This window comes from Leuconostoc inhae, from assembly GCF_019656015.1.
GTDB lineage: Bacteria > Bacillota > Bacilli > Lactobacillales > Lactobacillaceae > Leuconostoc > Leuconostoc inhae_A.
Window position 1 is genome coordinate 1 of sequence record NZ_BPKW01000022.1, and the last position, 14,481, is coordinate 14,481.

Consider the following 14,481-nt stretch of genomic DNA (forward strand, 5'->3'; position numbering starts at 1 on the left):
ATTTAACCCCAGTGGCCTTTGAACAAAAATAGCAAATCAAAGTAGAATGCGTGTCCGATTTATTGACGTAGATCCAACTAGTGAGAAAGAGCATTAAATATACTGCAAGGCAAGACATTTGGTAATTGAAGAATAACAAGCAAAAAAATAGCAGTCAGGTCTCTTGACAAAGTATAGTTGCTATTCTTTTTTTAGGCCCTACTTTAATGAAATTTTTGTTTGGAGGGAACGACCTCATTCCTTTGATTATTTCAGTTGAATTTAATAGAGAAGCCTGGCGTCTATTAAGAAATACTTTTCTTGATGAGCGTCAATTTTTTTAACGGAAATCTATCCTATACTAAATTCAGTAAAGGAAAAGGAGGCATCAAAGGAAACTATTTTAAACAAACCAAAATTATAGGAGGAATAGATCATGACTGAAAATAAAGCTTCTCAAGAAAGAACACCCCAAGAAAGATTGCAAGAAGAACAAGAACACAAGGAACATGTCCATCATACAAAAATTAATGCAGCGGCCATTTCGGATCATCTTTTAGGGAACATGCATACTTTACATGTGAAATTGCACCAATATCACTGGTATGTAAATGGCGCTAATTTCTTCACCCTGCATGAAAAATTTGAAGAATTGTATAATCAAAACGAAGAATGGTTCGACAAACTAGCAGAACGCTTGATTACTTCCGGTCATAAACCGGCTTCAACCACCGCTGAATTTGAAAAATATTCCATGCTTTCAGAAGATGCCATCAATAAATACGCTAAAGCAGAAGACATGGTTGAAAATATTATCGAAGATTTCAGAAGTACCCGTGAATTAACGATTCGTGCTATTCGTTTAGTACAAGATGAGGGTGACGATGCTTTAGAAGATACACTGATTGCTTTTAAAAATGACTTAGATAAAAACATTTGGATGTTGCAAGCGTTCATTGGCAAAGAGGCATTGGAAGACGATGATGCGTTTGATGAGGATGAAGATTAGGTTTTTCGTAAACATACATTTATAAATTAAATATTTTGGGGTTGGGACTCTTTCCAGCTCCTATTTTTTTGCCGTTAAAAAGACTTTTCTTGATGAGTGTCAATTTTTTTGAGCTAGGGGCCTTTATACTAAATATAGGAAAGTTAAAAAAAAGGACAGTAAACTGATAAAGGGGAACAACGAATTGACTCAATACACCCAACCACATGCAGCAGGAGACCACTCAGCTTGTATCCGCTTAGTCCCGATATTCAATCATTTGGAGGAAAGCTCGATGGATCGCATCGCTGGAAAAGCTCACACGAAGCACTATCAAAAAGGGGCGTTTCTGTTTCGCTCGCAAGAAAAAGATGATGCCTTATATATTGTGAATCGCGGAAAAGTCCGCATCTATCGCTTGTCTGATTCTGGTAAAGAGCAACTAGTGCGTATTTTGAATCCGGGTGACTTTACGGGAGAATGGACGTTATTCAATCCTGATGCTGTGCATGAGGAATACGCAGAAGCTACTCGAGATACGTCTGTCTGCATGATTCAACAACATGATGTACAAGAGTTTCTAAAAGAGTATCCTGCAATTTCGTTAAAGCTGCTAGGAGAGATGTCGCAGCGGTTAGAAAAATCCGCACGTCAAACCGCACAAGTAGCCGTGGAGAGTGTCATTACCCGTTTAGTTTTGTTTTTGGCAGAAAATGTGGAACCTGAAATGGGCAACTCTCCCACCATCACCCTGCCGATGGCAAAAAAGGACATTGCTTCCTATTTAGGAACGACACCTGAGACCATCAGTCGCAAATTTGGAGAATTGGAGAACGAGGGATTGATTCAACAGCTGTCTGGGAAAAGAATCAAGATTCAGGATTTAGATGATTTATTGCTTTACAGCGAATAATCGGACACGGAAAAGTGGCGTATTACGAAGCGAGTGACCAGGGAGCTAAAAGTGTATTCATTGTTTGGTTTCCATGGAGCTTAGCCGGAATCTTGTTCAGCATCACCTTGACTAGAATGACGCGAAAAATTGAAGAAATGGAACAAATGGTACCTACTACCATCCGACTTTTTTATACGAGTCATTGTGGAGTTTGTTGGGCTTTGTCCTCATCGTCACTATACGGAACCGAAAACAGATTTTGCGTCAAGAAGAAGTCGCTTTGAGTTACGTTTTGTGGTACTCAGTGGGTCGGTTCTTCATTGAAGGTATGCGAACGAACAGTTTATGGATTGGCGAGTGGATCCGCGTTTCGCAAGCCTTGTCTCTGGCCCTGTTTATTGGCGCGATTGTAGTATGGTTTATACGCAGACAAGATTATCCACCAATTTCTTATTATTCTGATGGCAATAAGGGGCAGAAAAAGACTATTAAGATGGTGAATTGAGCAAAAAGATAAAAAGAAGTGCAGAACTTGATATGCGTCAATTTTCGTTTGCTAAAAGTGAGCTATATTACAGTTGTAAAGAGGAAAAGGCAGTGTTCATTAATCTGCTGCCGATAAAATAAAAACACATAAAGGAGATAGGAATTATGGAAAAAGCTATATTGCAATTAGAAACGTTGTCTTGTCCAAGTTGTATGCAAAAAATTGAAGGTGCCGTGAAATCAGTTAACGGTGTTGATAAAGACAGCATTAAAGTATTATTCAACTCCAGCAAAGTCAAAGTCGATTTTGATTCAGCTGTCACTTCGATTGAAGAGATTCAAAAAGCTATCGAAAACGTAGGCTATCCGGTCCTTAAAGCAAAAGTCAAGGCCGCTTAACAGATTAAATGAACTAGGCAATTCTGGAAGGAAAGCTATTTTTCCAGGATTGCTTTTTTTGTTGCAATCCGATTCGAGGTGCTTAGAAACGATAAAAGAGAACTTTCTAAACTTGATATCCGTCAATTAATTACTTAGGCAATTATCTTATACTTTGTTTATCAATAAAAGAGAAATTAAATTTGGAGGGAAAAAGCATGCAACAATATATATTAAGCAAAAAAAATGTTATCACCGTCATCAGTGGATTGTTAATCGCACTCGGTTTCTTCAGTCACTTTGTTTTAGAAAACGTAGGACTTTCAGAGTGGTCTTTGATCATCGCCTCTGTCTTTGGGATTATGCCAATTGCCATTCAAGCGTTTCAAGCAATGAAAGTCAAAGTCATCAGTATTGATGTCTTAGTTAGTATTGCAGCGATTGGTGCGCTTTTTATTCAAAATTATGAAGAATCGGCTATTGTCACGTTCTTATTCTTATTCGGACACTACTTGGAACATCGAACATTGAACCAAACGCGATCTGCTATCAAAGAATTGACTGAAATGGCACCCGAAAGCGCCTTGAAACAAATGGATAATGGCGAATTTGAAGAAGTAGAAGTGGATGATGTAGATGAAGGGGATATCTTGCTCGTTAAAACGGGTGCGAAAGTTCCAGTAGATGGTACAGTTCTTACGGGTGAAGGGCATATCAATGAAGCTAGCATTACAGGTGAAGCTGTTCCGGTCAACAAGCTAGCTGATGCAGAAGTTTTTGCAGGAACCATTTTAGAAAACGGAACGATTCAAATCAGAGCTGACCGAGTTGGTGAGGACACCACATTTGGAAAAATTGTTGAACTCGTGGAAGAAGCACAAGATTCTAAATCCGAAGCGGAACGGTTCATTGATCGCTTTTCTAAATACTACACACCAGCTGTCTTGGTCCTGGCAATTGTTGTATGGGCGTTCAGTCAAAATATTGAGTTAGCAATCACCATCTTGGTTCTAGGTTGCCCAGGCGCATTAGTTATCGGAGTGCCTGTCTCAAACGTTGCCGGTATTGGGAATGGTGCTCGTAACGGTGTTCTTTTAAAAGGGAGTGAAGTCATTCAAGACTTCAGCAATGTGGATACAATTGTATTTGATAAGACAGGTACTTTAACTGTCGGAAACCCAACCGTTGCAGCGACTGAACTGTATGAAAAAGATTCTGCTGAAACGCTTGGCTATCTGGCCAGTGTGGAACGGGAATCAGATCATCCATTAGCAAAAGCAGTCTTAAATCAAATTGGAGAAACAAACTTTTATCCTGTTGAAGAAACTGAGGTCGTGAAAGGCGGCGGAATCGTTTCAAGTGTAGCTGGACATAGAGTGGCTGTCGGGAATGTGGCCTTGATGGAAAAAGAAAATGTCACTCTCAGCAAAAAAGTGCAAAAAGATGTCAAACGGTTTGAACAACAAGGGAACTCTCTCGTTTTGACAGCGGTCGACGGTGAATTAAAAGTACTGATGGGCATTCGCGACCAAGTCCGTCCGGGTGTGAAAGCTAATTTGCAGGAATTAAAAGACCTGGGCGTAAAAAATCTAGTCGTTCTTTCAGGAGATAACCAAGGAACCGTTGATGTGGTCGCAGGCGAACTTGGTTTGACCGAAGCTCACGGCCACATGTTGCCGGAAGACAAATCGGCTTATATCGGAAAACTCCAACAACGTGGTCAAATTGTAGCCTTTGTTGGAGATGGCGTTAACGATAGTCCGTCCTTAGCTTTAGCAGACATTGGCATCGCAATGGGAAGCGGAACGGACGTAGCGATCGAAACATCCGATGTCGTTTTAATGAACTCGAACTTCAGCAACTTGCCTCACGCATTAGGAATAGTAAAAGCTACCGCAAATAATATGAAACAAAATATCGCGATTTCAATTGGAGTAGTGTTGGTCTTGTTGACCAGCGTCTTCTTCAGCGAATGGATGAATATGTCTATCGGAATGTTGGTTCATGAAGGTAGTATCCTGGTGGTAATTTTCAATGCCATGAGATTAATGAAGTATAAGTTGAAAGGTCGAAAAGAATAAAAAGAAGTATCAGCACCTGCAGAGACAGTAAAAATATCTTAAGAATAAACTAGAAGAGGCTGGGACAATAGTCCATCCTTGAAATGACAAAAGCGGAAACTCCCAGATTTAAAATTCTGGGAGTTTCCACTTTTTTGAGTTCTTGAAAAAAAATAAGAGTATAGAGTATGCTCTTTATAAAATTAATTTTCGTGTGAATGATTAAAAAATCTAATAATAAAATTTAAATTCCTATTAAGTTTTAATACATGAAATTACATAATTCATCATATTGGCTATATCGTGTTTACGATATTAATAAGGAAGCAAAATTAGAGAAGTATCATGGCAATCTAGAACAATATTTTAGTTTTGAACCAACTGATTATCTTGCTTTGAAGAAAGATAATTAGAACGTACAGGGCCCATTTTTATACTTTAATCTGGTAAATTTCTTATTCATGGCAGTAACTACTACGGTATATTTAATGTTTAAGTACATAAATATTTTTTATAATTTTGACTTATAATTCACTTGAAGGATATTTAATCTTTAGGATTGCCAAAAAATAACGTACTGAGATTATCTCAGCAAATGTTCAGATAAATAACTAGAAAATCGACAAATAAATAGATATAATTAATTTGTGATCTAAAATGATTATAAATTAAAAAGGGGATATATGTCTGCATTAAATGAAATTATTGAAAAGTTACGTAGTGCTGGTTTTAAGGCTACGCCGCAACGAAAATCAATTATTCAATATTTAATAGATTCTGATACGCATCCAAGCGCTCAACAAATTTCTGATGATTTGCATGCAAATTTGACTACAGTGTACAACACGCTAGCCATCTTAGAATCCGAAAATTTTGTTATCACAATTGAAAATGAGCAAAGTGGAGAGAAATCGTATGATTTTTTCGATATACCACACTATCATTTAGTTTGTGTTCATTGTGGCAAGATTGAAGATAAATCAGATATTGATTTTGCGCCTTTATGGCAAAAGGTTCAAAATCATTCAACTTTTAAACCTAAGCAGATACATCTTGAATTTACGGGTGTATGTGCGCAGTGTCAGTTGAAAGGACTGCAATAAATATAGATATGACAATACAAATTAATCAAGCGCAAGACGTTTGGAAAGATGTAGGGCGGAGTGTCGACTTTATCGTCCTCAAGCTAAAGCGGGAAAATTTGGAACAAGACCAAGAACAAATTGCTGACTTTTCTGATCGCTCACAAGCTATTCTTCGCTCGATGCAAATTAGAGCTGATAATGCTGATTTACGAATGAGTATAGGGTTTAGTTATGCGGCCTGGACCTATTTATTTCCCAATGCTAATGTGCCGAGTGAACTAGAATCATTTAAAGGATTAAATGGACCAGAGTACGCGATGCCTGCAACAGACGGCGATGTATTTATTCACGTACGAGCTAAAGAAGAGGCAGTTGTTTATGAAACTGTTTCCCAATTAATGCAATTTTTAAGTCCAATTGCCGAAGTTATTGATGAAACAAAAGGATTTCGTTATTTTGAAGGGCGTGCCATTATTGGTTTCATCGATGGTACGGAAGCACCGAGTGCAGTAGACGCAGCTGAATATGCACTAATTGGTGAAGAAGATTCTGAATTTGAAAATGGCTCGTATGCTTTTGCTCAAAAGTGGATTCATGATATGAATTTTTGGAAAAGTTTATCAACCGATACACAAGAAAAAGCAGTTGGAAGGCAGAAATTTACGGATTTAGAGTTAGATGACGACGATAAATTTGCAAATGCTCATAATGTGGCTTCAAAACTTGAAATTGATGAAAAAGAGCAGAAGATTGTTCGTATGAACGTTCCTTTTTCTGATTTGAACACGAAACAAGTGGGTACCTACTTTATTGGTTATGCACGCCATTGGGAAGTAACTAAGGGTATGTTAAATCAGATGTTAGAAAAATCAGATTACTTGCTAACCTTCTCTCAAATTGTTAGCGGTCAACTCTTTTTTATTCCGTCTCGTCCAATGTTAGATAATATTGCCAGCGGCGAATTGTTCTAAAATAATAGAGGAGAGTGGCTGATGACATTAATACGACTTGTAAGTGTGCGCTTAATCTTGTGGTTTTTTATCTTAATTTTATTACCGTTGCCGTTCATTGTTCTGTTACTAACTGAGTTATCGATGCAATTTAGTTCTACTTTGTTTGGTATTATTGCTGGTTTGGTAGGCTACATTTGGATGTTACTAAGCATGTACTTGAGTACACGGCCACATTGGTTAGATCGCTTAATTGGATTGCCAGAAGTATATATGATGCATGGGCTAGTGGCGTTAGTTGCAATTTTATCAGCTTGGATTCACAAAATGTTAGTGCACTCTGGTGGAATGATTTCATTAACAGGTGATGTTGGTTTATATATTTTTTCTGGTGTTTTAGCTTACTCACTGGTGATGATGGCTGGATGGATAACGCGAAAAATAGTATTTTTACAAGCGATGAAACAATACTTTAGTAGATTTATAAATCATGAATGGAGTGTTTGGTTGCATCGTTTGAATGTGGTAGGTGTTGTTGTTATATTTTTTCATGTTCAACTAATTGGTTATATCAGTCGATTGAATGGCTTTATGGATTTATTTGATGGATTTTCGTTTATTGTAATCGGATACTACTTTTTTTATAAATGGATACAGCCACATTTAGATATAAGTGCGCAACTAATCAGTCGAACGGAAATTGGTGATAACATTCAAGAGTTAACAGTGCAATTGCCACCAAAATATCGATGGCACGCAGGTGACTGGTTATTTATTCGTTTTCCACACTATAAAGAGTTACGTGAGGCTCATCCATTTTCTATTGTGAACTTGCCAGATGAAACAGGTAGATTGAAGTTAGCAATTCGAGGTGACGGTGATTTTACTAGATACTTAAAAACATTATCGCCAGAAATAGAAGGAATTCATGTGAAATTAACAAGGCCATTTGGACAGTATCATCAATTTTTGAAGCAACATCATGAAGATCAGCCATTGATTATTGTTGCTGGTGGAATTGGCATTACACCGTTTATATCTATTGCTCAAATGGCAGTGCAAAGACAACAACCAGTGACGTTTCTTTACTCAACTAAACACGAAAAGGATGCTATTTATTTAGATGAATTGACGAAGTTTAATCAAAGCGATATTTATTTCAAACATCAAGTAGGGCGGTTTTCTGATACACAAATTGTGGACATGATGCAAAAAAATGGTATCTATTTGCTGGCTGGTCCACATGCCATGACCAAATATTGGCGAAATTTTTTGAAAAATAGAGGCGTTGCGGATAGCAGTATTTATTTTGAACCCTTTGAGTGGTAAGCCGATAAGCTATTAGCAGCTATTAATGTAAAGGAAAGCACATTATGTTAACTCGGAATTACTAACAATTCTAATGTTAGAAAGGTAGACAAAAAATGAGGTTATGGCACGAATCGTTAATTACAAAATTACCACGTCAACAATTGCTTGGACAACATAGAGAGTGCTGTGCACTTCGTGGCGGCGGTGGGGGAAAAGGCACGCAACAGTGGATTATGTCTTTATTTACTCTCCATATAAATTGTTTAAATACCACAAATTAGTTATGACGGAGATGTTAAATCGCGGATACAAACCGAATGAAAATTGGCTAAATCCTTTGTATCGTGGAAATAATATGATTCCTTATAAGTCCCTGCCTATTGAAGCATCAACTTATCCTATTTATCCTGAACACGACCATAATTATTTAATTGAATGTATTCAAAATTTGAGAAAAAAAGGTATTGAAATAAAATAAAAACATCATTCGTTGTGGGGTTACACACGAACAATGGCACAAGACTTAGAAGAGATATTTTCTAAGTATAAGTTTAATTTTGGATAAAAGAGTTATAAATAGAGTGAGAATAATTAGTAGTAGACAAGTTGTCTTTGGAAAATAATCGATATCTACATAAAAAGTATTTATCTAAAATCAACTTTAATACTATTAACAATGAAAAGGAATATTTATAATTATCTGGTTATGTACTAGTTACGAGACTAGGTTGTCACTACATTTGAATTTGAAAAAGGTCTATAATTACATAATGACCCCTCGAAAAGACTGTTAAAACAGCCCCCATTATCTGACTAGTAGATAATGGGGGCTGTTTTTTTGTTTAATGTTATAATAGATCTTAAAATGCTGGACTGAATTGAATGGTCAAACGTTGGTTTGTTGCTTGGGCGATTTCAGATAGTATTTTTGTTGAAGCATTCATCGAACCATTTTCAATGCGTGCAATCGTTGATTGTGGTTTACCAATCAAATTGGCAAATTCACGTTGGCTCAATCCCATATTTACACGAAGGTCACGAACTTTCACTGCTACCTCTAAATTAATATTTTCTTGCTCAACAATTTGTGCAAATTCAGGATTTTTTTTACTACGGTCAGCAACGTATGCATCAAGTTTACTCATTGATTTTCCTCCTTATTCAAATACTGACTGCGTCTATTCCGAGCGATTTTCTTTTCATTTTCAGGTGTCTTTTGCGTTTTTTTCGTGAAATAGTTAGTAATAATGTATTGACTACCTTTGACTTGAAAGTAAAGAGCCCTTTGAATGTTTGAAGATCGTTTAGAACGAATTTCATAGAGATTATTTTCTAGCTTTTTTACCCATAATTGTCTTTCCGCCACTAAGAGGCCATTATTTTCAATATTTTGAATGGTTGCAATTAATTTAGCAGCATCTTTATCAGGTAATTGATCTAAGAACTGTTCAAATTCAGCCCAATTGTAATAATCAAACTCAAATTTTTCCATAACAACATGATAGCAGATGCGCTATCATCAATCAAATTATTAACTTTAAAGGAGTAGCTAATGGTGCAACAAATCGTCCTCCCCATCAAAGACTCCAACGTCTTAAAAATGGTGCAAGACACCTTATTAGATAGTTTTCGGGCGGGTCGCCGCAACTACACTATCTTTCAAGTTGGCAAAGCCACTCTACTGCGGGTGAGTGATGTGATGACGTTAAAGAAATCGGATGTCTATAATCCCGATGGGTCTGTTAAAAACACGGCCTTTATTCATGATAAAAAGACAGGTAAAGCGAACACGTTATATTTAAAGCCCGTGCAACAAGACTTGTTGCAATATCATGATTGGCTAGTCCAACAGAATATCACTTCGGATTGGTTATTTCCCTCAACGTCCCATCCAGATCGACATATAACAGATAAGCAGTTTTATAAGGTGATGGCACGCGTTGGTGATCTATTAGGTATCAACTATCTAGGCACACATACGATGCGTAAAACAGGCGCTTACCGCGTCTATACACAGTCAAACTACAATATTGGTTTAGTCATGCACTTATTGAATCATTCGAGTGAGGCTATGACGCTTACTTATCTGGGGTTAGATCAAGCAAGTCGCGAAACAATGTTAGATCAAATTGATTTTGGGTAATAACGCCAACTAATCTCCCTAAATTAGCCCGTATTTGTTCATTTTGACGCCACTATGGAGGTATTTTTAATGACTAGGATTACTAAGGCACAATTAGACAACATCATTACACGTTGCCACCATCCGAGGTAATTGGTGCCCCATTGTCTGAAACTGCAACTAAAGGGTTGCTAGGTAATACTTTTTGAGTCATAATTTTAGACGCTCCAATTTTTGAGTATTTGGTTTGTTTTTCACTAACAAAATATCATAACAAAGAGCTCCTATGGTTTTCACCCAACGGGTGAAAGCGCAAAACCCGCTGAAACGGTATTAACTTGCTGTTTCAGCGGGTTTTTGTTTGCCTTGATGAATAATCCGGGTATTAAGTTCTACACCATCTCACTTTTCTCGACCATAGAGCGTCTTTCTAGATATCCCCGAACAGATTTACTCACCTGTTTGGGGTTTTCTTTACAAAAAAGTGTTTTTTGTCAGCAGGCGTGTTGGTAACCACTAAAAGTAACTCCCTAAGGACACCATTTTCGATGACGTAATATAACATATCGTTTCTTTGTATACATGGTTAGCTATTACAGGTCGACTCAATTAAAGGTGTTCTAAAAATATGATTTAAAATTTTACCCGGATTATTTCTAACGAATCGACAGGCAAGCACCCTGATGCGCTATACTCTGCTGATTTAATGGACGCAGCTAAAGAAGAAGCTAAGCGTCGAGGATTGTTTGACTTAAATAATCTATAACTGATTACCATATAACTAAATATCTAAAAAGAAAAACGTCTTGAATATTCAAGGTGTTTTTTTGTCTACAAATAATAATTCAGTAAGATACCAACGCCATAAGCAACAATTGCAGCGACGTACCCGATAGAAAGTGTGCGTAGAATTTCTGTTCTTACTTTCTGCTCTGACAGGTTGGCCTTCACCCAGCCTAGCAACGCCAAAGAGACACCGACGATGACAAAGGCGATTGGAAAGGCGATGGCTTTGTCGTGAATGAACGCATTTGTAATTAAGTAGGCACCTAGTGGAATTAAACCGAAGACGTTAAACGAAATGAATGTCGCGATACCAGCTGCCAATGCTTTACTTTTTGATTGATTGTTATCCGATGTTGCTGACAGGTAGGCACCGGCCCCCATTGAAAAGCCATCGGCTAATAAGTTTGAGAATCCCAAAATGATGATAACGATGTTTGAAACGTTACCACCGACCGATCCAGCAACGACTGCGAACGTCGTGATAATGCCATCTAAGCCACCGTAGACGATGGCTGAAACGTGTTTTTTCATTTATTTTCTCCAGTTTCTCTCAGTGGTGATAAAACCAATATATAAGAAAAAAGTGACCAATTATCGGTAATTTCACATCGGATTAAAAATGTTTCAAAAACGAAACAAATAAAACCCGGATTATTCATGCACTAAATTTTTAACCACAGCTAAATCAGTAAAATACGATAAAACACCTTGAAACTGCCAGTACCTTGGCACAGTTTCAAGGTGTTTTTTCGATTGAGCGTTTTTTGAGAAAAATAGGAACACTAAAGCCAGCCAGATTTTGCTATTTTTTTGAAAATCTACTTCGTTGTTTTATTGCCACAAAGCATTTAGTCGTTCCCAAGCTCGCCAGAACAGACCATCGAATTGTTCTTGGATGCGGCTATCTAACGTCAAAATCACCTTGCGGGCGTGCTTAGTGACACACGTCCACCGATTTTTAACAAACGGCAAACTGTAGTGTAGTTAAAGTGATGTTTTGTTTTTAAATATGTTGTTCCCTTAATCTTAACATACCAATAGTTTAACAGCGAATATGATTGATCAACCATTTTTCATCGGAAGTATTCTAGCAAAATCTTACATTTTCATTCCCATTTTTTCGTACGACTCCATACCTGCCATCCAAAGATTAGATAACTCAATACCACGCTCCTCAGCTAACGCGTTCATTAAAGTATTCATATCCATTAACTGATACTTCTGATGCGGCTTTTTTGGATCTACTATCTCTATTTGTGCCATCATACCACCATCTTCATGTTCTAAAATATGGCAATGATACATATATATACCAGGTAAATCAAACTTAACTAGTATTCGAACAGTTTCTCCTGGGTTAACTCCAATGGTGTCTTTGAAACCGTTCTCATTTGGATATGGATCTTTTCCATTACGTGTTAGTACTAAAAAGCGAGTGCCGTGTATGTGAAATGGGTGAACCATTCCCGGTTTTTCGTTACTATTCGTGACATCCCAATACTGATACTCTCCAACTATTTGCTCGGCATCAATGCGTTCCATAGCAAATTTCTTGTCATCTATGGCAACACTTTCATCCATTCCTTGCATGACGACATGTCGAATGGGTAATGACGTTTCAACTGACGGTTTCTTTAAATTAATTAAATGATCGGGAATTTTTGTAGTATCTTTTGCGAAATTGTGAATGCGGAACTTTAATAGTGGCACTTGATCAGTATATAAGGTTACCTCATCACCTTCATGATATTGGCTAAAATCAATAATGACTTCTGCACGTTCAGCACAGCTCAACATTAAACCTGTCAGCTTGATTGGCTTGGGTAATAGAGAACAATCCCCCGCAATCTGATCAAATGGCAAATCATCGGAAAAATGCAAACGCCATTCCCGACGGTTAGCACCATTTAGAAAACGTAACCTTATTTTTTGTGTTGTGACATCGAAGTATGGGTTGACTGTTCCATTGATAACAGCCGTGGGACCTGCAACACCATCAGGATCATAATCGGCACGATAATCAAACTGATTATCTTTGTGAAAATGTCTATCTTGTAAAATAATTGGAATATCATCTACTCCATAATTTCTTGGTATTGATAATTGAGATTCATGCTCATCTTGAACAATAACCATTGTAGCTAATCCTTGCCACACCTGTTCTGCTGTGGATGGACATGGGTGAGCATGCAACCATAATGTCGCAGCGGGCTGATTCAACGTAAAATTAATATGTTTGATTTCCCCTGGGTAAACAGGCGCGTGACAACCCCCATCAACATAAGGGCCACTAACATCAGCTCCATGCCAATGAAAAGTAGTTAATTCTGGCAGGTCATTCTTCAAAGTGATATGATTTTTTTGACCGCGGTGAAATATAATAGTCTTACCTAAAAAATTAGCATTATAACCCCATGTCTGTGTCTTTTCCCCTGGCAATATTTGCGATTTCCCTGATTTTGCAGTGACGGTATAGTAGATATCATTTTTAGACTCTCTATCTGCTTTTAAAATAGGTGGTATATTTAAAGGCATTTCCGGGGCATTATTTACTATGAGAGGTACATATCCGCCATCATGTAGATCAAAAGCTGGCTCATCAAAGAAATATTTTTTATTGGACTGTTCCATTTTAATTTTCCTCTATATTTTTAGCAGTGTACTTACTGAAAATTGAAATTACAGGATATGAATGATCACTCCTCAACTCAAATTCTAGCACTTTTTAGTAATTATGAATAATATTAGCATTCTGAAGAGTGTAATTATCTTAACTATTTAATCATGTTACGCTCATAGTCGATATTATGAAAAGCTATTTAAGTAACTATAAAAAGTTATCTAATTCAGAGTGCAACAAAATTAGCGGATGACATTGGATTGGCGACGTTTTAGGGGCAATTGGACATGTATACCATCCAGCCGACCCTCAAAAGGTTCTAGATCAATTGAATGGCAAGACGCAACCTAAACCTGGACACCAATATAGTCCATATGGGTATTATTAATTTAACGAATTAACATAATGCAGCTTATCAAAACTAAAAAGCGCCAAACCTTACTTTAATAGGGTTTGGCGCTTTTTCTGTGATCACGTCTTGTGAATTTGGCTAAAAATAATTGGTCTAGCTCTCATAATCCCCACAACTAGCCTCTTGTCATTTGTGAAATTTTAGTCCGTGAGCGGTTTATGAGACGGCTGTTTGTGCTTTTTGCGGAGGCGTAAACGGACCACCAATTTGTGTTGGGCGACTTCTTCGTCAGACAAGGTTAACTTCTCATCAATTGAGAAAGAGGTCGTTTTATAATTTTTGGCCAGAACAACCGCATAAACAGCCTGGTCAATCTGTTCACTTTGTTCTGGTGTTAAGGCAAACGTATAAGGCTTGTCGCCATACAAAATCGTTTTATCAGGGGCTACGCGCGTAAAGCGACCCTTAA

The 14,481-nt window shown here is 37.4% G+C and carries 14 protein-coding genes and 2 pseudogenes; 11 read left to right on the forward strand and 5 right to left on the reverse strand.

Going from position 1 to position 14,481, the window contains the following annotated elements:
• The first annotated feature begins 415 nt into the window (after positions 1 to 415).
• The 10 genes and pseudogenes from K5Q14_RS09245 (at position 416) to K5Q14_RS09290 (ending at position 8,610) form a co-directional block, all read left to right on the forward strand.
• The gene (locus K5Q14_RS09245; protein WP_019041559.1) at positions 416 to 988 is read left to right on the forward strand and encodes a Dps family protein; all 573 of its coding nucleotides are present in this window, start codon (positions 416 to 418) and stop codon (positions 986 to 988) included.
• 184 nt (positions 989 to 1,172) lie between these two features.
• On the forward strand, positions 1,173 to 1,880 hold the full coding sequence (locus K5Q14_RS09250; RefSeq protein WP_089997620.1) for a Crp/Fnr family transcriptional regulator: 708 nt from the start codon (positions 1,173 to 1,175) through the stop codon (positions 1,878 to 1,880).
• Between the two features lie 145 nt (positions 1,881 to 2,025).
• A pseudogene (locus K5Q14_RS09255) lies at positions 2,026 to 2,367 on the forward strand (prolipoprotein diacylglyceryl transferase family protein); the annotation flags it as partial.
• Positions 2,368 to 2,513: 146 nt separating this feature from the next.
• Positions 2,514 to 2,747: a heavy-metal-associated domain-containing protein gene (locus K5Q14_RS09260; protein ID WP_006845389.1), complete on the forward strand. Its 234-nt coding sequence runs from the start codon at positions 2,514 to 2,516 to the stop codon at positions 2,745 to 2,747.
• Between the two features lie 197 nt (positions 2,748 to 2,944).
• On the forward strand, positions 2,945 to 4,807 hold the full coding sequence (locus K5Q14_RS09265) for a heavy metal translocating P-type ATPase (RefSeq protein WP_089997619.1): 1,863 nt from the start codon (positions 2,945 to 2,947) through the stop codon (positions 4,805 to 4,807).
• 248 nt (positions 4,808 to 5,055) lie between these two features.
• Positions 5,056 to 5,199 (forward strand): hypothetical protein, encoded by a 144-nt coding sequence (locus K5Q14_RS09270; protein ID WP_006845387.1) that lies wholly within the window; start codon positions 5,056 to 5,058, stop codon positions 5,197 to 5,199.
• 270 nt (positions 5,200 to 5,469) lie between these two features.
• Entirely contained in the window at positions 5,470 to 5,889 is a 420-nt protein-coding gene (locus K5Q14_RS09275) for a Fur family transcriptional regulator (protein WP_072614532.1), read from the forward strand.
• Positions 5,890 to 5,897: 8 nt separating this feature from the next.
• Positions 5,898 to 6,842, forward strand: coding sequence for a Dyp-type peroxidase (locus K5Q14_RS09280; protein WP_072614533.1), 945 nt, complete (start codon positions 5,898 to 5,900; stop codon positions 6,840 to 6,842).
• Positions 6,843 to 6,863: 21 nt separating this feature from the next.
• A complete protein-coding gene (locus tag K5Q14_RS09285; RefSeq protein ID WP_072614534.1) occupies positions 6,864 to 8,150 on the forward strand; it encodes a ferric reductase-like transmembrane domain-containing protein in 1,287 nt (428 codons plus the stop codon).
• Between the two features lie 95 nt (positions 8,151 to 8,245).
• A pseudogene (locus K5Q14_RS09290) lies at positions 8,246 to 8,610 on the forward strand (TIGR02328 family protein).
• A gap of 382 nt (positions 8,611 to 8,992) precedes the next feature.
• On the opposite strand, the gene K5Q14_RS09295 reads toward K5Q14_RS09290, so the two are convergent.
• Positions 8,993 to 9,277 carry a helix-turn-helix domain-containing protein gene (locus tag K5Q14_RS09295; RefSeq protein WP_220735438.1) on the reverse strand — a complete coding sequence of 95 codons (285 nt, stop codon included), beginning with the start codon at positions 9,275 to 9,277 and terminating at the stop codon, positions 8,993 to 8,995.
• Positions 9,274 to 9,624 carry a type II toxin-antitoxin system RelE/ParE family toxin gene (locus K5Q14_RS09300; protein ID WP_220735439.1) on the reverse strand — a complete coding sequence of 117 codons (351 nt, stop codon included), beginning with the start codon at positions 9,622 to 9,624 and terminating at the stop codon, positions 9,274 to 9,276. Before K5Q14_RS09300 ends, K5Q14_RS09295 begins: the two co-directional genes overlap by 4 nt.
• 60 nt (positions 9,625 to 9,684) lie before the next feature.
• On the opposite strand from K5Q14_RS09300, the gene K5Q14_RS09305 reads away from it, so the two are divergent.
• On the forward strand, positions 9,685 to 10,275 hold the full coding sequence (locus tag K5Q14_RS09305) for a site-specific integrase (RefSeq protein ID WP_004912641.1): 591 nt from the start codon (positions 9,685 to 9,687) through the stop codon (positions 10,273 to 10,275).
• 810 nt (positions 10,276 to 11,085) lie between these two features.
• Here K5Q14_RS09305 and K5Q14_RS09310 read toward each other — a convergent pair.
• The 3 genes from K5Q14_RS09310 to K5Q14_RS09320 form a co-directional block, all read right to left on the reverse strand.
• A complete protein-coding gene (locus K5Q14_RS09310) occupies positions 11,086 to 11,571 on the reverse strand; it encodes a VIT1/CCC1 transporter family protein (RefSeq protein ID WP_115231425.1) in 486 nt (161 codons plus the stop codon).
• A gap of 567 nt (positions 11,572 to 12,138) precedes the next feature.
• Complete coding sequence (locus K5Q14_RS09315) at positions 12,139 to 13,671, reverse strand: multicopper oxidase family protein (RefSeq protein WP_220735440.1); 1,533 nt, start codon at positions 13,669 to 13,671, stop codon at positions 12,139 to 12,141.
• A 541-nt stretch (positions 13,672 to 14,212) separates the two neighbouring features.
• Positions 14,213 to 14,481: hypothetical protein (locus K5Q14_RS09320; RefSeq protein WP_220735441.1), on the reverse strand; the 269-nt coding region annotated here is incomplete at its 5' end.

Excerpts from the sequence above, each read along its gene's own strand:
- K5Q14_RS09305 (WP_004912641.1), top strand. The coding sequence starts at position 9,685 with ATGGTGCAACAAATCGTCCTCCCCATCAAAGACTCCAACGTCTTAAAA.
- K5Q14_RS09245 (WP_019041559.1), top strand. The coding sequence starts at position 416 with ATGACTGAAAATAAAGCTTCTCAAGAAAGAACACCCCAAGAAAGATTG.
- K5Q14_RS09280 (WP_072614533.1), top strand. The coding sequence starts at position 5,898 with ATGACAATACAAATTAATCAAGCGCAAGACGTTTGGAAAGATGTAGGG.
- K5Q14_RS09275 (WP_072614532.1), top strand. The coding sequence starts at position 5,470 with ATGTCTGCATTAAATGAAATTATTGAAAAGTTACGTAGTGCTGGTTTT.
- K5Q14_RS09285 (WP_072614534.1), top strand. The coding sequence starts at position 6,864 with ATGACATTAATACGACTTGTAAGTGTGCGCTTAATCTTGTGGTTTTTT.
- K5Q14_RS09260 (WP_006845389.1), top strand. The coding sequence starts at position 2,514 with ATGGAAAAAGCTATATTGCAATTAGAAACGTTGTCTTGTCCAAGTTGT.
- K5Q14_RS09270 (WP_006845387.1), top strand. The coding sequence starts at position 5,056 with ATGAAATTACATAATTCATCATATTGGCTATATCGTGTTTACGATATT.
- K5Q14_RS09310 (WP_115231425.1), bottom strand. The coding sequence starts at position 11,571 with ATGAAAAAACACGTTTCAGCCATCGTCTACGGTGGCTTAGATGGCATT.
- K5Q14_RS09300 (WP_220735439.1), bottom strand. The coding sequence starts at position 9,624 with ATGGAAAAATTTGAGTTTGATTATTACAATTGGGCTGAATTTGAACAG.
- K5Q14_RS09265 (WP_089997619.1), top strand. The coding sequence starts at position 2,945 with ATGCAACAATATATATTAAGCAAAAAAAATGTTATCACCGTCATCAGT.
- K5Q14_RS09315 (WP_220735440.1), bottom strand. The coding sequence starts at position 13,671 with ATGGAACAGTCCAATAAAAAATATTTCTTTGATGAGCCAGCTTTTGAT.
- K5Q14_RS09295 (WP_220735438.1), bottom strand. The coding sequence starts at position 9,277 with ATGAGTAAACTTGATGCATACGTTGCTGACCGTAGTAAAAAAAATCCT.